We start from the raw sequence: 21,429 nt of genomic DNA, 5'->3' as shown, positions 1-21,429 counted from the left end.
GACGAACCGCATAGCAGGGGGCAGTATGAGATCCAACCGTGCCAAGGTGCGGGCCAGCGTGAGCATGGCAGCGACACTGCCGATGATCGCCGGCGCGCTCGCGCTCGGCATACCCGCGGCGCACGCCGCGGACAACCCGGCCCGTGACACCCTCAAGGGCACCAAGCCCACGTGGGCCACGGCCAAGGCGGACAAGGGCGCCACCAACAACGGCGCGCAGGTCAAGGCCCGGGTCTACCTGGCCGGCCAGGATGCCAAGGGCCTCGCGGCCTACGCGAAGGCGGTGTCCGACCCGAGCTCGCCGCTGTACGGCAAGTACCTCAGCGCCAAGCAGGTGCAGGCCCGCTACGGCGCCACCAAGGCCCAGGTGAAGGCCGTCAAGTCCTGGCTGACCGCGTCCGGCCTGACGGTCACCGAGGTCACCCAGCACTACATCGCCGTCTCCGGTGACGTCTCCGCCGCCGAGCAGGCGTTCGGCACCCAGCTGCACAACTACGCCAAGGGCTCGAAGACGTACCGCGCCCCGGCGAAGACCGCGTCGGTGCCGGCCTCCGTCAGCTCCGCCGTCCTGACCGTCACCGGCCTGGACAACGCGCCGCACAAGGCGACCCACGACGACACGCTGCCTCCCCCGGCCGGCGTGTTCAAGAACTCCGGGCCGTTCTCGTCGTACTACGGCTCGAACGTCGCGACCTCGCTGCCGAGCGCGTACGGCTCGAAGATCCCGTACGCCGTCCAGGGCTACACCGGCAAGCAGCTGCGCGCCGCCTACGGCGCCGGCTCCTACACCGGCAAGCACGTGCGCGTCGCGATCACCGACGCGTTCGCCTCGCCGACCATCGCCTACGACGCCGGCACCTACGCCAAGGCGCACGGCGACGCGGCCTGGAAGACCAGCCAGCTGCACCAGGTGCTCCCGGCGAACTACACCAACACCGGTGCCGACGAGTGCGACGCCTCCGGCTGGTACGGCGAGGAGACCCTCGACGTCGAGGCCGTGCACGCGGTCGCGCCGGACGCCGACGTCACCTATGTGGGCGCCGCGTCCTGCATGGACAACGACCTCCTCGACGCCCTCGGCAAGGTGGTCGACAACCACCTGGCCGACATCGTCTCCAACTCCTGGGGCGACATCGAGGCCAACGAGACCCCGGACGTCGCGGCCGCCTACGACCAGGTCTTCCAGCTGGGCGCGGTGCAGGGCATCGGCTTCTACTTCTCCTCCGGCGACAACGGCGACGAGGTCGCCAACACCGGTACGAAGCAGGTCGACACCCCGGCCAACTCCGCCTGGGTGACGGCGGTCGGCGGTACCTCGCTGGCCGTCGGCAAGGGCGACAAGTACCTGTGGGAGACCGGCTGGGGCACCGAGAAGGCCTCGCTGTCCACCGACGGCAAGAGCTGGACCAACTTCCCCGGCGCGTTCACCTCGGGCGCGGGCGGCGGCACCAGCAAGACGGTGACCGAGCCGTACTACCAGAAGGGTGTCGTCCCGGACTCCCTCGCGAAGGCCAACAGCACCACCGGCAACCGCGTGGTCCCGGACATCTCGGCGATCGCCGACCCCAACACGGGCTTCAAGGTCGGCCAGACCCAGACCCAGGCAGACGGCACCGAGGCGTACAGCGAGTACCGCATCGGCGGCACCTCGCTGGCCGCGCCGGTCATCGCCGCGGTCCAGGCCCTGGCCCAGGAGGCGCGCGGCGGGAAGGCGATCGGCTTCGCCAACCCGCTGATCTACTCCAAGTACGGCACCAAGGCCTACCACGACGTCACCGACAACCCGACCGGCTCCGGCCTCGCCGTCGCCCGCGTCGACTTCGCCAACGGCTACGACGCCACCGACGGCCTGCTGACCTCGGTCCGCAGCCTCGGCAAGGACAGCTCCCTGTCCGCGGTCAAGGGCTACGACGACGTCACCGGCGTCGGCACCCCGGCCGGCGGCTACGTCACCTCGTACCGCAACACCAAGCACTGACCCGCTGAACGAAGGGGCGTGGGGTCCGCACAGGACCTCACGCCCCTTTGCGTTGCCGCTACTTGCGCTGCTCCCCGGCGCGGAGACGCAGGAGTCGGCGGAGACCTGGCCGGCGGTGGTGCCGTCTCAGGCGCGGTTCCTGCGGTCCCTGCGGTTCATGCGACGCGTGGCGCTCACGGTGCCCACGACGGCCACGAGTGCCGACCCGGCGATCGAGATGCGGATGGTCAGTGTGTCGGGGAGGTGGTGATGCCGGACCCAGTAGATTCCGTCGGCCACGGCCACCCCCGCCAGGCAGGCAGCCCAGATCGACAGAGCTTTGGATGCGAACAACCGGAGACGTCTGGCGGCCATGAAGGCATGATGCGGCCACACGCCTGCGCCTGGCCAGAGGACGGGCCGCGACGGCGGGACCGGCGCGGGTACACGGTTGTGAGGGTTCGGGGCAGGAAGCGGGACCCTGGTTGCCGTCGGTGTGGACGGCATGGAGTATCGGCGCAATTGCCGTTGCTCCGGGGGGAGTTGTCGTGCCGATTCTGTTCGCTCTGTTGGCGGCCGCCGGGGTGGCCGTCCTGTTGATGCTGTCGGTGCAGCGCCGCGAGCAGCACCGGGAGACGTTGCGGGCCACTCTGTTGCAGACGCAGGTGGAGCTGCTCAAGGCCGCCGCGGCCGATCCGGAGCTGGCCAGGGCCGCGGCGGGGCCGCAGTTCGGCGGCTCGGACGGTGAAGAGGCGCGCCGGCACCTGTTCTTCGAGGCGCAGGTGACCGCCTGGGAGCTGCAGTGGCGCATCGGCGCCATGTCCCGGCACCAGCTCCACACACAGGCCTCGGCCCTGCTGGCCGCCGAGGAGGGGCGCCGGTACTGGGAGCGGGCCCGCGCCAACCGGGCCGGCCTGACCGGCGACGACGACAAGCTGCGGGCCTTCACCAAGGTCTTCGACGAGGCCCGGCAGACGCTGCGACCCGCCGACGCGAGCTGAGAGCCCGGGGCCAAGAGGGCCGGACGCCACGGACGCGTCCGGCCCCTCGCACGTCAGGAGTGCACCGGCTCCGCGGCCTCCGGGACATGCGAGGCGATCACGCGCTCGCGGGTAGCCGGCGGAGCCGACTGGCGGCGGTCCACCGCGAACGCCACGCTCGCGACGCCCAGGCCGAGGACCGCGAGGGCGGCGCCCGCGAGGGCCGGGGAGGTGGCGCCGAAGCCCGCGGCGAGGGCGGCGCCGCCGATCCAGGCGCCGCCGGCGTTGGCGAGGTTGAAGGCGGCCTGGTTGGCGGAGGAGGCGAGGGAGGGGCCGGCGGCGGCGCGTTCCATGACCATGAGCTGGAGGGGCGAGCCGGTGATGAACGCCGCGACGCCCAGCAGCACCACCGCCAGGGCCGCGCTCCACTCCGCCCGCATCAGGACCGGGAAGACGAGCAGGACGGCGACCATGGACGCGAGGCCGCCGAAGAGCGTGCCGCGCATCGCGTGGTCGGCGAGGCGGCCGCCGACGAGGTTGCCGATGGTGGCGCCGACGCCGAAGAGGGCGAGGAGCAGGGTGACGCTGCCCTCGGCGTAACCGGCGGAGTGGGTCAGCATCGGCGTGATGTAGCTGTAGGCGGAGAAGAGGGCGCCGAAGCCGACCACGGTCGTGGCGAGGGCCAGCCAGACCGGCAGGGAGCGCAGGGCGGTGAGTTCGCCGCGCAGGCCGGTGGCGGGGGCCGGGGTGTGCGTGGGGTGGATCAGGAAGTACACCGCGGCCATCGCCGCGACGCCGATCAGGCTCACGCCGAGGAAGGTGGCCCGCCAGCCGAGGTGCTGGCCCATGAGGGTGGCGACCGGGACGCCCGCGATGTTGGCGACCGTCAGGCCCATGAACATCAGGGAGACCGAGCGGGCCTTGCGCTCCGGGGCCACCAGGCCGGTGGCGACGACCGCGCCGACGCCGAAGAACGCGCCGTGCGGGAGGCCGCTGAGGAAGCGGGCGGCGAGCAGGGAGTCGTAGCCGGGGGCCAGCGCCGAGAGCGCGTTGCCGGCCACGAACAGGCCCATCAGGGAGATGAGGACCGTGCGGCGGGGCAGGCGCGCGGTGAGCGCGGCCAGGAGCGGGGCGCCTATGACGACGCCCAGCGCGTACGCCGAGACCAGGTGGCCGGCGGTGGGGATCGAGATGTGCAGGTCGTCGGCGACGTCGGGCAGCAGCCCCATCATCACGAATTCGGTGGTGCCGAGACCAAAAGCGCCGACGGCCAGGGCGAGCAGGGCCAGGGGCATGAAGGGCTTTGCCTTTCGGGGAGCGGGGTTCGCGGGGTTCCGTGCTTTCTAAGTTCAGCTACGGAACAAAGTGTCCCAGCTCCAGTATTCCGACAGGTTACGGCCCGGTGTCCGATTGTCCTTACAAGGGCGAAGGCGCCTCGCTGACCAGCGGGTTCTACGAACCCGATGTGGTCAGGTTCACACGTGCGGCGATCGGCAGGTGATCGCTGCCGGTCCGCGGCAGGGTCCAGGAACTCTCCGGCTCCACGCCCCTGACCATGATCTGGTCGATCCGGGCCATCGGGAACGAGGCCGGCCAGCTGAACCCGAACCCGCTGCCCGCCGCGCCCTGCGTGGAACGCAGCTGCGAGGTGACGGCGTTGAGGGAGCGGTCGTTCATGGTGCCGTTGAGGTCGCCGAGGAGGATCACCCGCGGCAGGCTCTCGTCGGCGATGGCCTCGCCCAGCGCGTCCGCGCTCTTGTCGCGCTGCCGGGCGGTGAACCCGGCGTTCATCTTCACGCGGACGGAGGGGAGATGGGCGACGTACACGGCGAGCGGGCCGTCCGGCGTGGCGACCGTGGCGCGCATGGCCCGTACCCAGCCCAGTTTGATGTCGACGGCCTTCACCCCGGTCAGCCGGTACTTGCTCCACAGCCCGACGGTGCCCTCGACCGCGTGGTACTTGTACGTCGGCGCCAGCGCCTTCTCGTACGTCGGTACGGCCGACGCCTTCAGTTCCTCCAGGGCCACCACGTCGGCCCCGGAGGCGGCGAGGCTCGTCGCCGTACCGGCCGGGTCGGGGTTCTCGGCGTTGACGTTGTGCGTGGCCACCGTGAAGTCGCCGCCGGTGCCGGCCTTGTCGGTGAGCAGTCCGCCGAACATGTTCAGCCAGACGATGAACGGGAGCAGCACGGCGATCAGGGCCGTCGCCGACTTGCGCACCACGCCGATCAGGAAGAGCACCGGGATCAACAGGCCCAGCCACGGCAGGAACGTCTCGGTGAGACTGCCGAGGTTGCCGACAGCGTTGGGGATGCGGGAGTGCAGCAGCAGCACACCGGCCAGCAGCAGCGCCACCGCGCCGGTGACGATGCCCCGGCGCCAGATCCGCGGATCGTCGCGCCAGCCGGACAGCAAGCGGTTCACCAGGCGCCGGAACCGGTCTCCTCGACGCTCGGGTCCCGAGCCGCCGTTGTCCGTCTCCGTCATGTACGCCTGCTGCGCCATACCGTCTGCCTCACAACCTGCCGTGCACACCGTCGTCCCCCGGGATACGACCCTAGGGGATGATCGGCTCCGTTCCCGCCGTCACATGACGGCCGTACGGAAGACGAGGACGAACAAGCCGACAGCCGGGGTTCCGGTTACCGGCGGTCCGGCGGGCACTGTGACGAAACGCGCACACTCCCGCTCACGGCTCCACCGGCGTTTCCGGTGTGCTGACGGGCCGTAGGCCGGCCAGCACCTCGTCCACGATCTGCTCGGCCAGGCCCTCGGGGAGTTCCGCGTCCGGGCGCAGGATCGCCCTGAGCAGCATCGGGCCGGTGAACATGTCGTTGGCCAGGTCGATGTCGATGTCGGCGCGGAGTTCGCCGTTGCGCTGGCCGCGCATCAGCACCTGCCGGCCCAGTTCGCGCCGGGGGTTCACCACGTTGGTGTGGTAGGCCTTCCAGATGCGGGGGCTGCTCTTCATCTGGGCGTAGACGTTGTGCAGGATCGCCGACGAACGGTTCATCAGCCCGCGCTGCCGCAGCGATTCGAGCAGGACGACGAGGTCGTCGCGCATGGAGGTGCCGGGGAGTTCGGGGTCGGGGGGCTCGGCGGCGCGCATCACGTCGACGAAGAGCTCGTCCTTGCCGTTCCAGCGGCGGTAGATGGTGGCCTTGCCGACGCCGGCGGTCCGCGCGATCCGCTCGATGGACAGCTCACCGAGCGGAACGCCGTCCTCCAGGAGCTTCATCACCCCCTCCAGGATGGCGATCTCCACCGCCTCGCTGCGGGGGCGGCCCCTGGCCGGACCCACGGACCGCGGGCCGCTGTCGGCAAGCGTCACGTCATACCGTCCTCTCACTGGCTGCGGGTGATTCTCCCGCAGCCGAAGCCTCCCCCCGTGGATCCCCCGTCGATCCCCCCGTCACCGCGCGGCGGTTCACTCCGCCGCGACGACCAACTCCTGCTCCCGTTCGCCCTGCTGACCGGCCGGCGGCCGGCCCGGCAGGAAGAGGGCCACGACCACGGCGCCGATCAGCGCCACACCCGCGCCGCACAGGGCGGTGAGGTGCATGGCGTGCAGGAAGGCGTCGTTGGCGGGCGTGACCAGGGCCTTGCCCTGCGCCCCGAGCTTGCTCGCGACACCGAGGGTGGCCTCGATGGACTCGCCGGCGGTGTCCCGCAGCCCGGGCGGCAGCGCGCCGAGCTTGCCCTCGATGCCGTTGCGGTACGACGTGGAGAGCACCGAGCCGAGCACGGCGATGCCGAGGGCGCCGCCGACCTGGCGGAAGGTGTTGCTGAGCGCGGAGGCGGAGCCGGCCTTCTCGCGGGGCAGCGCCTGCATGATGACGACCGAGGTCGGCGTCATGATGTGCGCCATGCCGAGGCCCATGAGGAAGAAGACGACCTCCAGGATCCAGATCGGCGTGTCGGCCTCGAAGGTGGCGAAGGCGCCCAGGGTGGCGGCGATCAGCACCAGGCCGCCCGTGGTGGTGGCCTTGTTGCCGAACCGGTCGACGACCAGCCGGGCCCGCGGCGCGAAGATGATCTGCGCGACGGCCAGCGGGAGCAGCAGCAGACCGGACTGGAGCGGCGAGTAGCCGCGCACGCTCTGGGTGTAGAAGACGGAGAAGAAGGTCACGCCCATCAGCGCGAAGAAGACCAGCGCGATGGCGGCCATGGCGGCCGAGAAGACCTTGTTCTTGAAGTAGGTGACGTCCAGGGACGGGTGGTCGCTGCGCTTCTCGTAGATCACGAACCCGGCGAGGACCGCGACGCCGGCGAAGATGGTGGCGAGCACCTTGGCGTCGGTGAAGTCGGCGAGTTCGCCGCCCTTGATGATGCCGTAGACGAGCAGCACCAGACCGACGACGGAGAGCACCACGCCGACGGGGTCCAGGCGGCCCGGGCGCGGGTCGCGCGAGTCGGGCACCAGCCAGATCATCAGGACCAGGGCGATGATCACGATCGGGACGTTGATGAGGAAGACCGAGCCCCACCAGAAGTGGTCGAGCAGCACACCGCCGGTGATCGGGCCGATGGCGATGGCGAGGCCGACTCCGCCGGCCCAGATGCCGATGGCCTTGGGCTGCTCCTGCCGCTCGAAGACGTTCATCAGGACGGCGAGGGTGGCGGGCATCACGAAGGCGGCGCCGAGCGCCATCAGCGCGCGGTAGCCGATCAGCTGGTCGGCCGAGCCGGACTCGGCGGCCAGCGCGGACCCGATGCCGAACACGACGAGGCCACCGATCAGCACCTTCTTGCGGCCGAGCCGGTCACCGACGAGACCGGCGGTGAACAGCAGGCCCGCGAAGACCAGGGTGTAGGCGTTGATCGCCCACTCCAGCTGGCTCTGGGTGGCGCCGAGGCCGGTCGGCGCCGGGGTGGAGATGGTCTTGACCGCGACGTTCAGGATCGAGTTGTCGAGCACCACGATCAGCAGGCTCAGCATGAGCACGCCGAGGATGGCCCAGCGGCGGCGGTGCACCGCCTCGGGTATCCGGGGGCCCGGCGGAGCGTGGTCGGCAGGAGTTGTCATGACGACGAGCCTAGGCCCATTTCAATACGGCACCGTCTCGTATCTGAATTCCTTTACCCAGGCCTTACACAACGCGACATGGCGGCGCCGCCGTGGCCGAACGTCGATGACCGATGGATCACACGGAGGTCCCCTGGCCGAGGAGGGCACGAAGTGCCACCATGGAACCGGTCCGGGGACACCGTGAGGGTGCCTCGAGATGACTTGTTAGGAGCCGTTGTCATGACGCAGTTCTCGGCTGCCCAGACTGTGCAGAACAGCCCCTCCGACGGCAGCAGGACGCTGTACGGGGGTAAGGGCACCCGCCGCATCACGGTCCGCGACATCGCCCTCGCCAAGGAACGCGGCGAGAAGTGGCCCATGCTCACCGCGTACGACGCGATGACCGCCTCCGTCTTCGACGAGTCCGGGATCCCGGTCCTCCTGGTCGGCGACTCGGCGGGCAACTGCCACCTCGGGTACGAGTCGACGGTGCCCGTCACCCTCGACGAGATGACGATGCTGTCGGCGGCCGTGGTCCGCGGCACCCAGCGCGCCCTGATCGTCGGCGACCTGCCCTTCGGCTCCTACCAGGAGGGCCCGGTGCAGGCGCTGCGCTCGGCGACCCGGCTGGTGAAGGAGGCCGGCGTGGGCGCCGTCAAGCTGGAGGGCGGCGAGCGGTCGTACGAGCAGATCCGGCTCCTCGTCGAGTCCGGCATCCCGGTGATGGCGCACATCGGCCTGACCCCGCAGTCCGTCAACGCCATGGGCTACCGGGTGCAGGGCCGCGGCGAGGAGGCCGCCCAGCAGCTGCTGCGCGACGCCAAGTCGATCCAGGACGCCGGCGCGTTCGCGGTCGTCCTGGAGCTGGTCCCGGCGGAGCTGGCGGCCGAGGTGACCCGGGTGCTGCACATCCCGACGGTCGGCATCGGCGCCGGTCCCGACACCGACGCGCAGGTCCTCGTCTGGACCGACATGCTGGGCCTGACCTCGGGCCGGGTCCCGAAGTTCGTCAAGAAGTACGCCGACCTGCGCGAGGTCATGGGCAACGCGGCGAGGGCGTACGCCGAGGACGTCGTGGGCGGGGCGTTCCCGTTGGAGGAGCACTCCGTGCACTGACCGCGCCGTTGAGGAAGCGCCGCGATGGGCCGTCGATCGTCTGACGGCTTCGTCGTGGCTGGTCGCGCAGTTCCCCGCGCCCCTTCGGGGCGTGTCCTTCGGGGGGCTGTCCAGAGCCACTGCGGAAACACCGAGGCCGGCCCGCCGATCTTCCCCCGTCGGCGGGCCGGCTGCCGTTTGGGGTCAGAGGGGTGCGGGGCGGATCCAGCGGAACTCGCCGTCCTGCCGGATGTCGGTGGGGAGCAGGCCGGCGGCTGTGGCGACCGCGGCCGAGGCGTGGTGGTCGGGGTGGATGTGGGCGACGACCGTGGGCACGTGCTGCCGGGTGAGCCAGTCGGTGAGGGCGCGGGCCGCCTCCGTGGCGATGCCCCGGCCCTGCCACGGGGTGCCGACCACCCAGGCGATCTCCGCGACGGGGCCGGTGACCGTCGCCTGGACATAACCCGTGAGGCAGGAGTCGGGGCGGAGGCGGATCACCCAGTTCAGCCAGGAGACGGCCGGGTCGGGGGAGCCGGTGGTGAGGCGCCGGTAGCGGGAGCGGAGGGCCTCGGGGGTGTCCGGTGTGCCGCCGGTGAAGGTGTGCAGGGCCGGGTCGCGGAGCGCCGCGGCCATCTCCTCGGCGTGGTCGACGCGCAGCGGGAGCAGGTCGAGCCGGTCGGTGGTGATGGCCTGGGCCGCGAGGGTGGTCACGCCGTGAAAGGTACGCCCCCGTCCGTGTCGGCGGGCTGTCGGTGGCTGTCGGCCGGGGTGTAGGCGGGCTGTCGGCGGTTTGTCGGTACGGCCTGGCACGGTTCTTCCCATGACGCGAAACGACAACAACGCCGTGACCGTTCGGGGGCTGGTGAAGCACTACGGCGACACCAAGGCGCTCGACGGAGTTGATCTGGACGTCCGCGAGGGCACCGTGATGGGGGTCCTCGGACCCAACGGGGCCGGCAAGACGACCCTGGTGCGGATCCTGTCCACACTGCTGCGGCCGGACGCGGGCGAGGCGACCGTCGCCGGGTACGACGTGCTGCGCCAGCCCCGCCAGTTGCGCCGGGTGATCGGCCTGACCGGGCAGTACGCCTCGGTCGACGAGAAGCTGCCCGGCTGGGAGAACCTGTACATGATCGGGCGGCTCCTCGACCTGCCGCGCAAGGACGCCCGGGCCCGCGCCGACGAGCTGCTGGAGCGGTTCTCGCTGACCGACGCCGCCAAGCGGCCGGCCTCCACCTACTCCGGCGGTATGCGACGCCGGCTCGACCTCGCCGCCTCGATGATCGGCCACCCCCAGGTGCTGTACCTGGACGAGCCGACCACCGGTCTCGACCCGCGCACCCGCAACGAGGTGTGGGCCGAGGTCAAGACGATGGTCGGCGAGGGGGTGACCGTGCTGCTCACCACCCAGTACATGGAGGAGGCCGAGCAGCTCGCCACCGAGCTGACCGTCGTGGACCACGGGAAGGTCATCGCGAACGGCAAGGTGGAGGAGCTGAAGGCCAGGGTCGGGGGGCGGACGCTGCGCGTCCGGCCGGTCGATCCGCTGCAGATGCGGCCGCTCGCCGCGATGATCGACGAGCTGGGGATCACCGGGCTCGCCTCCACCACCGTGGACACCCAGAGCGGCACCCTGCTGGTGCCGATCCTCAGCGACGAGCAGCTGACCGCCGTGGTCGGCGCCGTCACCGCGCGCGGTATCACCATCAGCTCCATCACCACCGAACTGCCCAGCCTGGACGAGGTGTTCCTGTCCCTCACCGGCCACCGCGCCAGTGCCCCGCAGGACGCCACGCCCGCCGACGACCGCCAGGAGGTCGCCGTATGAGCGCCGCCACCGCAACCGCCCCCCATGCCGCCGCGGACGGCCGTATCCCGCTGCGCGGGCATCTGCGGCACACCGGGGCCCTGATCCGCCGCAACCTGCTGTGGATCCGGCAGGACCCCGAGTCGATGTTCGACGCGCTGCTGATGCCGGTCGTGTTCACGCTGCTGTTCGTGTACGTCTTCGGCGGCTCGATCGGGCAGGCGCTCGGCGGCGGTCAGGACGGGTACGTCCAGTACGTCATCCCGGGCATGATCGCGATGATGAGCATGACGCTCTCGCAGGGCGTCGGCACCGGCTTCAGCCAGGACTTCAACTCCGGTGTGATGGACCGGTTCCGGTCGCTGCCGATCGGGCGCGGCTCGGTGCTGTTCGCGAAGATCTCGGTCGAGCTGGTGCGGATGCTGTTCGCGACGGCCGTGCTGATGATCGTCGCCGTGCTGGTCGGGTTCCACATCACCCACTGGGCCGGGCTGTTCGCCGCGGTGGGCCTGTCCGCGGTGTTCGCCTCGTCGATCATGTGGGTGTTCCTCACCCTGGGCGTGATCCTGAAGAACGCGCAGTCCGTGCAGGCGATGGGGTTCCTGGTGCTGTTCCCGCTGCAGTTCGGCTCGTCGATCTTCGCGCCGACGAACTCGATGCCGGGCTGGCTGCAGGCCTTCACCGACTACAACCCGCTGTCCACGCTGGCCGACGCGGCGCGCGGGCTGATGGTGGGCGGCCCGGTCGCGCACGACCTGTGGGTGACGCTGGGCTGGTCGGTGGCGATCACGGCGGTGGCGGCACCGTACGCGATCCACAAGTTCCGCACGAAGAGCTGACGTTCACCAGTACACCTGTCAGATCAGGGCGGTGACCTCCACGAGGGAGAGGTCACCGCCCTCGGCGTACGCGGACGCGTAGGCGCCGTCGTCGGCGAGTGCGGCCCGGACCCGGTCCTCCGCCCGTTCGCGGGTGGTGCGCTCCATGCCGACGGCGACATGGCCGGCCGGCACCAGGGCGTCGGCGGCGCCCAGGCAGCGGGCGGCGTCCCGGGCCCGGGTGCCCCCGTCGGCGCCGGCCAGGGCGACCGCGGCGACGGTCATGCAGACGGACGGCAGATGCGGGGTGATGGCCTCGCTCAGCGGGTCGGCGGCGAGCCGCAGGGCCTGCCGGATCTTGTCCAGGGCCGCCGCGGAGAGGCCGTCGAGGGCGTCCGCCCAGGCCTCCTGGGTGAGGATCAGGGCGTCGAAGACGACGAAGTGCGCGATCTTGAACTCCTGGCGCAGCAGCCGGAGTTGCTCACGGGCGTCGTCGAGGTGGCCGTTCAGCAGGAGCCAGGAGGTGAGGAAGAGCCGGGCGGCGGGCATCGCCTCGTTGCTCAGGACGTCGTTGTCGGCGATGACCTGGCGCAGCAGCCGTTCGCCGCGCTCACTGTCGCCCGACTCGATCAGCACGCTGCCGAGGCGGGCGTTGAGCACGGCGACCTGGGAGCGGGCGCCGAGCAGGGCGGCGTGCTCGATGGCGGCCTCGTAGTCCGCGGCCGCCGCCGGGTACTCGCCCCTGCGCTCCCGGGACTCGGCCCGCGCCGAGAAGGCCTCGGCGGCGCCCCAGTCGTCCCCCAGCAGCGCGAACAGCTCCAGCGACTCGTCCGCGTCGCGGGTGGCGTCGCCCGCCCAGGCCATGCGGTTGGCGAGCAGGTTGCCGCGCATCGCGAGGGAGGCGGCCAGCTCCCAGTCGTAGCCGGGTGTCCGCCGGCAGGTGTCGACGGCGGCGTCGAGGACGGTCCGCAGCCGGTCCAGGCCGCCGGTCAGCATCACGGCGAAGATCCAGAACATGCCCGGGGCCCGGCAGGTCTGCGGCAGGCCGGGCTCGTAGGCCTCGGTGACGGCCCGCAGCTTGGCCTGCGCCTCGGGTGTCTGCCAGATGTCCAGCTCCGTGTCCATGCAGGCCAGATGGGCCAGATGGAGACCGCGCCGGGCCTCTTCGAGGACCTCGCCGGTGTACGGCGGCGGGGTCTCGGTGCAGCGCTGCCAGACCGGTTCGGCACGGCGGAGCGGTGCCGCGTAGGGGTCGGGGCCGAGGGCCATCACGTCGGCGCACCAGGTGCGGGTCTCGATGCGCTGGTCGTGCAACTGCCAGTACCAGAACAGGGAGTGCAGCAGGCAGAGCCCCTCCTGTTCGTCCCGTACGGCCACCGCGTGCCTGAGGGCGGTGCGCAGGTTCTCGTACTCCAGCTGGAACCGCGCGATGGCGGCCCGCTGTCCGGGGCCGCGCAGCAACGGGTCGGTGGTGCGGGCGAGTTCGCGGTAGTACGTCAGATGGGCGCGCTCGGCGGCGGCCCGTTCGCCGCTCTCGTCGAGGCGTTCGCCGGCGTACTCGGCGACGGTCTCCAGGAGCCGGTAGCGCATCTCGCCGTTCCCGGCCGAAGGGGCCGCCACCACCAGGGACTTGTCGACCAGGGAGCCGAGCGCGTGGAGGGCGGCGGGGCCGCAGACGGCCTCGGCGGCGGCCAGGTCGCAGCCGCCCGCGAAGACGGAGAGCCGGCCGAGGACGTCCCGTTCGGCGGCGTCGAGCAGGTCCCAGGACCAGTCGACGACCGCGCGCAGGGTCTGCTGGCGGGGCAGCACGGTACGGCTGCCGGAGGTGAGGAGGCGGAAGCGGTCGTCGAGCCGGTCGGCTATCTGGCGGGGGGTGAGCATCCGCAGCCGGGCGGCGGCCAGTTCGATGGCGAGGGGCAGTCCGTCCAGGCGGCGGCAGATCTCGGCGCAGGCCGCCGCGGTCTCCTCGTCGGCGTCGACGGTGAAGCCGGGCCGGGCGGCGGCGCCCCGGTCGGCGAGCAGCCGGAGCGCCTTCGGCCCGGGCAGCGGCTCCACCGGGCGCAGCAACTCCCCCGGCACGCCGAGGGGTTCACGGCTGGTGGCGAGGATCGTCAGGTCCGGGCAGCGCTCCAGGAGCTGGGCCGCGAGGTCGGCGGCCGCGTCCACGACGTGCTCGCAGTTGTCGAGGACGATCAGCATCCGGCGCCGGGCGCAGTGCTCGACGAGCCGCCCGACCGGGTCGTCGTGCCGGTCGGCGGCGGCCCGCATGCCCTCGGCGCCGGCGCCGTACAGCACGGTCTCGCGGGCGCCGAGCGCGCTGAGCACGGCCTCGGGGACGGCGGCCGGGTCGTCGACGGGGGCCAGCTCGGCCAGCCAGATCCCGTCCCGGGCGGCGTACCGCACGGTCTCGGCGGCCTCCTGCGACAGCCGGGTCTTGCCGGCCCCGCCGGGCCCGAGCAGCGTGACCAGGCGGGCGGATCCGAGGTCGCCCCGGATGGCCTCGATGTCGGCCTCGCGCCCGACGAAGGAGGTGAGCCTGGCCCGCAGGTTGCCGGGCCGGGCCGGGGCCTCGGCGGCCACCGCGGGCACCGGGTCCAGCAGCTCGGCGTGCAGCGCCCGCAGTTCCGGCCCGGGGTCGGAACCGAGGCGGTCGGCGAGCAGACGGCGTACGGCGTCGTACGCGGCCAGCGCCTCGGCGGTGCGGCCGGTGGCGCCCAGGACGCGCAGGCGCAGCGCCTGGAGCGGCTCGTCCAGGGGGTGGGCGTCGCACAGGGCGGTCAGCTCGGGCAGGGACTGCTCGGCCTGGCCGAGGGCGAGGGCGGCGGTGTGGCGGGCGCGCAGCGCGTCCAGGCGGCGGACGTCGACCCGGGCGGCCTCGGCGGTGCGGTCGGGCAGGTCGGCGAGGGCCGGGCCGTGCCACAGGCCGAGGGCGTCGTCGAGGACGGTGGCCGCCTTGGCGGGGTCGCCGTCGGCGAGGGCGCGCAGGCCCTCGCCGGTGAGCCGCTCGAAGCGGTGCAGGTCGACGTCGTCGGGGGCGGCGGCGAGCCGGTAGCCGCCCTCGGTGGAGTCGATCGCGTCCGCGCCGAGCGCCCGCCGCAGCCGGCCGACCAGCGCCTGCAGCGCGCCGCTGGCGTCGGCGGGGGGTTCGTCACCCCAGACCTCGTCGACGAGCAGCCCCGCGGGCACCCCGCGCCCCGCCCGCAGGGCGAGCACGGTCAGCAGGGCACGCAGCCGCGCCCCGCCCACGGGGACGGCCGTGCCGTCGGGGCGGAGTGCCTGGGTGGTGCCGAGGATCCGGTAGCGCACGGGGTCCATTGTCCCTGGGGACGTCGGTGACGGTCACGGGGTTTCGCCGACGGGGGTGTCGCCGCCCGGGGGCGGGGCCGGGAAACCAGGTATGTGGGTATCAGGGGCGCAGGACGTGGGTGGTGTCCGGGGTATCGAGGGTGATCAGGGCGCCGCAGGTGCGGCGGACTCGGCGACGGCCGGCGGTCATGCCGAGGTCGGTCTCGCCGAACCACTTCGGGCAGCGGCCGGCGGGAACCGTCGTGAGGGTCCCGGGGACCGCCTCCAGACCGCGTCCCGTGCTCCGGAGGACGAGGCCGCCCGCCCCCTTCCCCGGATCTTCCGGCACCGGCTCGGGGGCGTCGAAGCGGAACTCCTCGTGGACCAGGGCGAGGGCGTGCACCCGGCCGGTGGTGGGGAGGTCGGGGCCGCCGTGGTTCTCCACCCAGGCCTCGGCGCCGTACCCGGCGCTCTCCCGCCGGGCCCGGGCGCCGTACGCGACGAGTTTCCAGGCCACCTCGTCGCCCACCGCGAACGGGGTGCCGCAGCACTCCATCTGCCAGTCCTCGTAGAACACCTTCAGCAGGGGCATGGCACCAGCCTCCGGGAACCGAACGCCCGTCGCGAACCGTTTTCACTTGCGCCGAGAGGTATTTCCCCAGCACCCGAGGCGTTTTTCCGCCGCGCCAGGTACGGTCGGTCGGACCCGCGTCGACCACCCAGCCCTCCAGGAGCCCCGCCCATGACCGCCACCACCGCCCGCTCCAGCGAACGGCGGATCAGTCCCGTCTTCGTCGGGATCCTCGCCGTCACGGCGGTCACCGGGTGGGCCACCTGGACCGGGTTCGCCGAGCAGCCCGGGGTCGCGGTGTTCCTGTTCGTGACGGCGGCCTGGATCGTCTCCCTGTGCCTGCACGAGTACGCGCACGCGCGCACCGCCCTGCACGGCGGGGACATCACCGTGGGTGCGAAGGGCTATCTGACCCTGAACCCGCTGAAGTACACCCACGCGCTGCTGAGCATCGTGCTCCCGGTGCTGTTCGTGATCATGGGCGGGATCGGTCTGCCCGGCGGCGCCGTCTTCATCGAGCGGAGCCGGATCCGGGGCCGCTGGCGGCACAGCCTGATCTCGGCCGCCGGTCCGCTGACGAACGTGCTGTTCGCCGCCGTCTGCACCGCCCCCTTCTGGCTGGACGCCCTGGACGGCGTCCCCGCCGACTTCCGTTTCGCCCTCGCCTTCCTCGCGCTGCTCCAGGTCACGGCCGCGATCCTGAACTTCCTGCCGGTGCCGGGCCTGGACGGCTACGGCGTGATCGAGCCCTGGCTGTCGTACAACGTCAAGCGCCAGGTGGAGCCGTTCGCGCCGTTCGGCCTGCTGTTCGTGTTCGCGCTGCTGTGGGTGCCGTCGATCAACAGCGCGTTCTTCGACGTGATCGACGCGCTGCTGCGCGGGCTGGGTGTCGACGACTTCTCGCAGTACTGCGGTCAGGAGCTCTACCGCTTCTGGCAGGGCACGAACGACTACTGCTCGGCCGCCGGCTGACCCTCACGCCGACAGCGGGAACTCCTCGCCCAGTTCCCGGAACACCGCCGTGTTCAGGGCGAACGCCCGCTTGCACTCGGCCACCACCCGCTGCTTCTCCAGGTCGTCGGCGTCGACCGCGTCCAGCAGCTCGCGGTAACCGCGCTTGAAGGCGGCCGGGTTGGCGATGTCCTCGAAGACGTAGAAGCGGACGCCGTCGCCCTTGCGCTCGAAGCCCCAGGTCCGCTCCGCGCGGTCGCGGATGATCTGGCCGCCGGAGAGGTCGCCGAGGTAGCGGGTGTAGTGGTGGGCGACGTAACCGGCGGGCCACCGCTCGGCGCACTCCCGCACCCGCGCCGCGTACTCCTCGGTCGCGGGCAGCGCGGTGAGACCCGTCCGCCAGCCGGCCCCGCGCAGATGCGCCAGGTCCCGCTCCAGCGCCGCCAGCCGGTACAGCTCCGGCCGCACGAACGGCCCGGCCACCGGGTCCGAGGCCAGCAGCCCGGCCGTGCCGCTCTCCAGCGCGTCGTAGACGAACCAGAGTTGCTCGGTGTAGCGGGCGTACGCCGCCACGCCGAGCCGGCCGCCCAGCAGATCGCTCATGAACGTCGAGGTCTCCGCCTCCACGTGCTGTTCGTGGGACGCGGTGCGGATGAGTGTCGAGAACGAGTCCATGGGCAACATCCTCTAAGGTAAGCCTTACCTAAGTCAATGACCTTGCCGACGCTTCGTCGGTAAAGTTACCGACACAGTGTCGGTAAAAAGGTACCGGAAAAAAGCCCGCCCCCGAGGAGAGGGCGGGCCTGACGTCAAGGGGCTACGGCAGGGTCAGGATCTCCGCGCCGGTGTCCGTCACCACCAGCGTGTGCTCGAACTGCGCGGTGCGCCTGCGGTCCTTGGTGACGACCGTCCAGCCGTCGTCCCACATGTCGTACTCGTGCGTCCCGAGCGTCAGCATCGGCTCGATGGTGAAGGTCATCCCGGGCTGCATCACGGTCGTCGCGTGCGGGCTGTCGTAGTGCGGGATGATCAGCCCGGAGTGGAACGACGAGTTGATCCCGTGCCCCGTGAAGTCACGCACCACCCCGTACCCGAAGCGCTTGGCGTACGACTCGATGACCCGGCCGATGATGTTGATCTGCCGGCCCGGCTTGACCGCCTTGATCGCCCGGTCCAGGGACTCCCGGGTCCGCTCGACCAGGAGCCGGCTCTCGTCATCGACGTCCCCGACCAGGTAGGTCGCGTTGTTGTCGCCGTGCACCCCGCCGATGTACGCGGTGACGTCCAGGTTGACGATGTCACCGTCCTGGAGCACCGTCGAGTCCGGAATGCCGTGGCAGATGACCTCGTTGAGGCTGGTGCACAGGGACTTGGGGAAACCGCGGTAGCCGAGCGTGGACGGGTAGGCCCCGTGGTCGCACATGTACGCGTGCGCCACCTTGTCGAGCTCGTCCGTCGTCACACCCGGCGCGATGATCCTCGCGGCCTCCTCCATCGCCTGCGCGGCGATACGGCCGGCGATCCGCATCGCCTCGATGGTCTCCGGGGTCTGCACCTCGGGCCCGGTGTACGGGGTCGGCGCGGGTTTGCCGACGTACTCGGGGCGGCGGATGTTTCCGGGTACCGAACGGGTGGGAGAGAGCTCCCCTGGTACGAGCAGCGACTGGCCAGACATGCCAGCGAGTCTAACCAGCGTGCATGCGGGAACATTTGACATCCTCCCCCTCAAAAGAGGGGGATTCCAACCCAGGCGGGTTGAGGTTCACGGGCACTCGAACGGCTGGTGGCCGCTGTCACCCCTCCGGCACCGACTGAACGTCGGGGGCGAGGGATCCCGCCCTGTCCTGCCGCGACGTTGATACTCGCGTTCTCATCCGCGTTGCAGGTGAACCCGCAGGACACGCAGACGAAGTCGGCTTGGCTCTTGCGCGACTTCTTCTCGATCCACCCGCAGGCACTGCACCGCAGAGATGTGTACGGCGCGGGAACGTCCTCGACCCGGCCCGGAGCCTTCTGCTCCGTGCGCCGTCTCAGCAGGCCCCACCCCTGAGCGAGGATCCCCCGGTTCAGCCCCGCCTTCTGTCGGACATTCCTGCCCGGCTGCTCGACAGTTCCCTTCGCCGAGCGGGTCATGTTCCTGATGTGCAGTTTCTCGAACCGGATCACCTCGTAGGTCCGGGCGAGCATGGTGCTGGTCTTCTCGCACCAGTCCTTGCGCCGGTTCACCCCACGCGCCTTGAGCTCGGTGACCTTCGCGTATGCGGCAGACTTGAGAGCGCTGCCCTTCGGAGCCCGAGCTGCACGGCGCTCGTGTTTGCGGATCTGTGCCCGCTCCTTGACCGTGAGTTGCGGACAGGTCAGTTTCCGGCCGTCCGAGAGGGCAGCAGTGATCTTCACGCCGCGGTCGATGCCGATGACCCCGGTCACCGCCGACGCATCGACCCGCTCGGGAACGACAGCGAACGCCACATACCATTGCCCGTTACGGAAGGTCACCCGGAACGTCTTCGCAGCGGGAAGCCGCCCGCCCTTGCCCTTGGCGCTGAGGCGGAAACGGACCCACCCACAGCCGGGCACCTTCACCTGGGCCCACCGTCGGTTCAGCTTCTGCACGACCGCGGAGCGGCCCAAGACCTGCTTACCGGTCTTCGGGTTCAGCTTCGGCTGGCCATCCGGCCCATACTCGGGCACCCGTTCGGTGCCGATGACGCGGAAGCCTTCATGCACGTGCTTCCTGCGCCAGGTCGGCTCACCGAACCCCGAGGTGAAGCGGGCGTTCCTGGCGTTGGCGAAGTCCTTCAGGGCCTGCTGCTGCACATCCGCGTTCCCGGCAGCCAGCCACTCGTTCTCCCGCCGGGCCGCAGTGAGCTGGCGGCACTGCTCCGCAAAACCCGGCGCGGACCTACGGCCCGGCTTCCAGTGGGTGTGCTGCTCCACCGCCAGATTCCACACGTACCGAGCATGTGCACAGTGCAGCAGCATCTGCTCCGCTTGCACAGGCGTCGGACACATCCGGAAACGCGACATGACACGAAGCTAGCCACCACGTTCCCCACCCGCGCACGCAATCGACCAATATCACCCGTGAGGGTGACCCACACACCCACCCCTGAGAATCTCCTGACCACCAACCATTCGAGACCGCCCCCAGGCCCGTACACGGAAACGAGGAATCGCCCCGGCGAGGACTCCTTTATCCTTATTCCGCTCCGCGGGAGCGGGTATCCACCCCGGCCCTGAAGGACCGGGCACCCTGCGCGAAAGACAGGGTGGATGGCGAAAGGAGCCGGTCATGGCCCTGTTCAAGAAGCGGACCGTCGCGAAGGCGGGCGAGTGGTACTACTGCCTGCAGCACAAGAAGGTCGAGGAGGGCCCCGAGTGCCCCGCCAAGGACCGGTTCGGCCCTTACGCCACCCGTGAGGAGGCCGAGCACGCGATGGAGATCGCGCGCGAGCGCAACCTCCAGTGGGAGAACGACCCGAAGTGGCACGACGCGCCGGCCGGGGACGCCACGGACGAGGACTGATCAGGACTGGGTGGGGGCCGCTTCGGTGGCGGTGGCCGCCGCCGCGGCGGTGCGCCGGGCGCGCAGTCGTACGGCGTGTTCGTCGGTCCGCGCGTCGTACGACATCAGGGCGGGCAGGCACAGGGCCAGCAGGCCGACCGCGCCCGTGCAGAGCAGACCGCCCGCGCCGACCGACGCCCGCACCCCCAGCCATCCGGCCATGCCGCCGGCCCGGACCTGGCCGAGCGTCGGACCCACCGAGTACGACAGCAGCTCGATCCCGGCGAGCCGGCCGCGCAGTTCGTCGGGGATCGTCTGGTTCCACATGACGCCGCGGAAGATTCCGCTGACCATGTCGCAGCCACCGGCGACGGTGAGGAAGAGCAGCACCAGCCATACGTTCGGCACGGCGCCGGCGGCGGCGATCGCGAGGCCCCACAGCGCGGCGGCCAGCACCACCATCCGCCCGTGCCGGTGCACGCGGGACGTCCAGCCGCTAACGAGGCTCACGACGAGCGCCCCGGCCGGGACGCTCGCGTACATCAGCCCCAGGGACCACTCCGCGTGCAAGTCGTCGGCCAGGAACGGGAGTACGGCGAGCGGCATCGCCAGGAACATCGCGGCGAGGTCGACGGCGTAGGTGCCGAGGAGTTCCTTGCGGCTCCATGCGTAGCGGGCGCCTTCCGCGATGGAGCGGAGGGAGGGCCGGGCGGCCTCGTGGGCGGCGGGGGACGCGGCGATGGGGACGATCAGGACGACGGAGACCAGGAACGTGACGAGATCGGCGCCGTAGGCCCAGCCGAGGCCCGCGTACGCCACGACCAGGCCGGCGACGGCGGGGCCCGCGACGCCGCCGACCGTCCAGCGGAACGAGTTGAGGGCCGCCGCGGCCGGCAGGTCGTCGTGGGCGACGATCCTCGGCCAGAGCGAGTCGAGCGCCGGGCGCTGGACCGACCCGAGGGCGGAGGAGAGCGCGGCGACGGCGTACAGCGGCCAGACGGCGGGGTGCGGCAGCAGGGCGTTCACCAGCAGGCCCGCGCTGAGCAGACCCTGACCGGCCTCGGTCCACACGATCAGCGTGCGCTTGTCGAGGGCGTCGGCGAGGGCGCCGCCGTACAGCCCGAACAGGATGAGCGGCAGCAGCTCGACGGCGCCGATGGCTCCTACGGCGGTGGCGGAACCGGTGAGGTCCTTGATCTGCACCGGCAGCGCGACGAACGTCAGGAAACTCCCGAAGTTGCTGACGAGCCCCGAGACCCACAGGCGCCGGAAGTCGGCGGAGGCGTGCCAGGGGGCGAGGTCGGGCAGAAGACGGCTACTCACGCCGACCCATGTTGAATCCTGCCCTCCGCCCCAGCAAACCCTTTTCTCGCCCACCCACCCACCCGACTCGGTTCGTGGAGAGGCGAGGTGAGGGGGCTCGGGCAGCCGCGTCTCGATCGGCGGCGGGCG

The 21,429-nt window shown here is 71.3% G+C and carries 19 protein-coding genes; 7 read left to right on the top strand and 12 right to left on the bottom strand.

All coding sequences use genetic code 11. The features are described 5' to 3' along the window. The first annotated feature begins 64 nt into the window (after nt 1–64). Nucleotides 65–1,978, top strand: coding sequence for a S53 family peptidase (locus ACIPSJ_RS05645; protein WP_359223301.1), 1,914 nt, complete (start codon nt 65–67; stop codon nt 1,976–1,978). A 126-nt stretch (nt 1,979–2,104) separates the two neighbouring features. Here the strand turns inward: ACIPSJ_RS05645 and ACIPSJ_RS05640 are convergent, their stop codons facing one another. Continuing rightward, nucleotides 2,105–2,332, bottom strand: a complete 228-nt coding sequence (locus ACIPSJ_RS05640) for a hypothetical protein (RefSeq protein ID WP_359223257.1) — start codon at nt 2,330–2,332, stop codon at nt 2,105–2,107. Between the two features lie 173 nt (nt 2,333–2,505). Between ACIPSJ_RS05640 and ACIPSJ_RS05635 the strand changes: the two genes are divergently transcribed. Continuing rightward, nucleotides 2,506–2,958 carry a DUF6082 family protein gene (locus ACIPSJ_RS05635; protein WP_359223255.1) on the top strand — a complete coding sequence of 151 codons (453 nt, stop codon included), beginning with the start codon at nt 2,506–2,508 and terminating at the stop codon, nt 2,956–2,958. A 53-nt stretch (nt 2,959–3,011) separates the two neighbouring features. Here the strand turns inward: ACIPSJ_RS05635 and ACIPSJ_RS05630 are convergent, their stop codons facing one another. From ACIPSJ_RS05630 to ACIPSJ_RS05615, 4 genes are all read right to left on the bottom strand, one after another. Next, on the bottom strand, nt 3,012–4,232 hold the full coding sequence (locus tag ACIPSJ_RS05630; RefSeq protein ID WP_401343733.1) for an MFS transporter: 1,221 nt from the start codon (nt 4,230–4,232) through the stop codon (nt 3,012–3,014). A 157-nt stretch (nt 4,233–4,389) separates the two neighbouring features. Further along, complete coding sequence (locus ACIPSJ_RS05625; RefSeq protein WP_401343730.1) at nt 4,390–5,442, bottom strand: endonuclease/exonuclease/phosphatase family protein; 1,053 nt, start codon at nt 5,440–5,442, stop codon at nt 4,390–4,392. 184 nt (nt 5,443–5,626) lie between these two features. Further along, complete coding sequence (locus tag ACIPSJ_RS05620; protein ID WP_401343727.1) at nt 5,627–6,268, bottom strand: TetR/AcrR family transcriptional regulator; 642 nt, start codon at nt 6,266–6,268, stop codon at nt 5,627–5,629. A gap of 96 nt (nt 6,269–6,364) precedes the next feature. Further along, nucleotides 6,365–7,963, bottom strand: a complete 1,599-nt coding sequence (locus ACIPSJ_RS05615; protein ID WP_401343724.1) for an MFS transporter — start codon at nt 7,961–7,963, stop codon at nt 6,365–6,367. A 222-nt stretch (nt 7,964–8,185) separates the two neighbouring features. Between ACIPSJ_RS05615 and panB the strand changes: the two genes are divergently transcribed. After that, nucleotides 8,186–9,061 (top strand): 3-methyl-2-oxobutanoate hydroxymethyltransferase, encoded by an 876-nt coding sequence (panB, locus tag ACIPSJ_RS05610; RefSeq protein WP_359223245.1) that lies wholly within the window; start codon nt 8,186–8,188, stop codon nt 9,059–9,061. Nucleotides 9,062–9,244: 183 nt separating this feature from the next. Here panB and ACIPSJ_RS05605 read toward each other — a convergent pair whose 3' ends face one another. Beyond that, nucleotides 9,245–9,751 (bottom strand): GNAT family N-acetyltransferase, encoded by a 507-nt coding sequence (locus ACIPSJ_RS05605; protein ID WP_401343721.1) that lies wholly within the window; start codon nt 9,749–9,751, stop codon nt 9,245–9,247. A gap of 109 nt (nt 9,752–9,860) precedes the next feature. On the opposite strand from ACIPSJ_RS05605, the gene ACIPSJ_RS05600 reads away from it, so the two are divergent. Together ACIPSJ_RS05600 and ACIPSJ_RS05595 are read left to right on the top strand one after the other, a co-directional pair. Next, complete coding sequence (locus tag ACIPSJ_RS05600) at nt 9,861–10,868, top strand: ATP-binding cassette domain-containing protein (protein ID WP_359223241.1); 1,008 nt, start codon at nt 9,861–9,863, stop codon at nt 10,866–10,868. Then, nucleotides 10,865–11,686, top strand: coding sequence for an ABC transporter permease (locus ACIPSJ_RS05595; RefSeq protein WP_359223239.1), 822 nt, complete (start codon nt 10,865–10,867; stop codon nt 11,684–11,686). Before ACIPSJ_RS05600 ends, ACIPSJ_RS05595 begins: the two co-directional genes overlap by 4 nt. 18 nt (nt 11,687–11,704) lie before the next feature. Here ACIPSJ_RS05595 and ACIPSJ_RS05590 read toward each other — a convergent pair whose 3' ends face one another. Then, complete coding sequence (locus tag ACIPSJ_RS05590) at nt 11,705–14,980, bottom strand: BTAD domain-containing putative transcriptional regulator (protein WP_401343717.1); 3,276 nt, start codon at nt 14,978–14,980, stop codon at nt 11,705–11,707. A 91-nt stretch (nt 14,981–15,071) separates the two neighbouring features. Beyond that, nucleotides 15,072–15,542 (bottom strand): DUF6578 domain-containing protein, encoded by a 471-nt coding sequence (locus tag ACIPSJ_RS05585; RefSeq protein ID WP_401343714.1) that lies wholly within the window; start codon nt 15,540–15,542, stop codon nt 15,072–15,074. Nucleotides 15,543–15,692: 150 nt separating this feature from the next. On the opposite strand from ACIPSJ_RS05585, the gene ACIPSJ_RS05580 reads away from it, so the two are divergent. Next, the gene (locus ACIPSJ_RS05580; protein ID WP_359223234.1) at nt 15,693–16,493 is read left to right on the top strand and encodes a site-2 protease family protein; all 801 of its coding nucleotides are present in this window, start codon (nt 15,693–15,695) and stop codon (nt 16,491–16,493) included. Nucleotides 16,494–16,496: 3 nt separating this feature from the next. Here the strand turns inward: ACIPSJ_RS05580 and ACIPSJ_RS05575 are convergent, their stop codons facing one another. The 3 genes from ACIPSJ_RS05575 to ACIPSJ_RS05565 all read right to left on the bottom strand — a co-directional run bounded on the left by ACIPSJ_RS05575 (nt 16,497) and on the right by ACIPSJ_RS05565 (nt 19,454). Continuing rightward, entirely contained in the window at nt 16,497–17,147 is a 651-nt protein-coding gene (locus ACIPSJ_RS05575; protein WP_401343711.1) for a heme oxygenase (biliverdin-producing), read from the bottom strand. 142 nt (nt 17,148–17,289) lie between these two features. Beyond that, nucleotides 17,290–18,147, bottom strand: a complete 858-nt coding sequence (gene map, locus ACIPSJ_RS05570; RefSeq protein WP_401343708.1) for a type I methionyl aminopeptidase — start codon at nt 18,145–18,147, stop codon at nt 17,290–17,292. Nucleotides 18,148–18,197: 50 nt separating this feature from the next. Next, the gene (locus tag ACIPSJ_RS05565; RefSeq protein ID WP_401344584.1) at nt 18,198–19,454 is read right to left on the bottom strand and encodes an RNA-guided endonuclease InsQ/TnpB family protein; all 1,257 of its coding nucleotides are present in this window, start codon (nt 19,452–19,454) and stop codon (nt 18,198–18,200) included. 310 nt (nt 19,455–19,764) lie between these two features. Between ACIPSJ_RS05565 and ACIPSJ_RS05560 the strand changes: the two genes are divergently transcribed. Next, nucleotides 19,765–19,998, top strand: a complete 234-nt coding sequence (locus ACIPSJ_RS05560; protein ID WP_355718874.1) for a hypothetical protein — start codon at nt 19,765–19,767, stop codon at nt 19,996–19,998. On the opposite strand, the gene ACIPSJ_RS05555 is transcribed toward ACIPSJ_RS05560, so the two are convergent. Continuing rightward, on the bottom strand, nt 19,999–21,300 hold the full coding sequence (locus ACIPSJ_RS05555; RefSeq protein WP_401343705.1) for an MFS transporter: 1,302 nt from the start codon (nt 21,298–21,300) through the stop codon (nt 19,999–20,001). Nucleotides 21,301–21,429: the final 129 nt, after the last annotated feature.

This window comes from Streptomyces sp. NPDC090088, assembly GCF_044747345.1.
Classification (GTDB): Bacteria; Actinomycetota; Actinomycetes; order Streptomycetales; family Streptomycetaceae; genus Streptomyces.
Note: the sequence above shows the minus strand (reverse complement) of the source record. Positions and strands in the feature narration are given on the sequence as shown.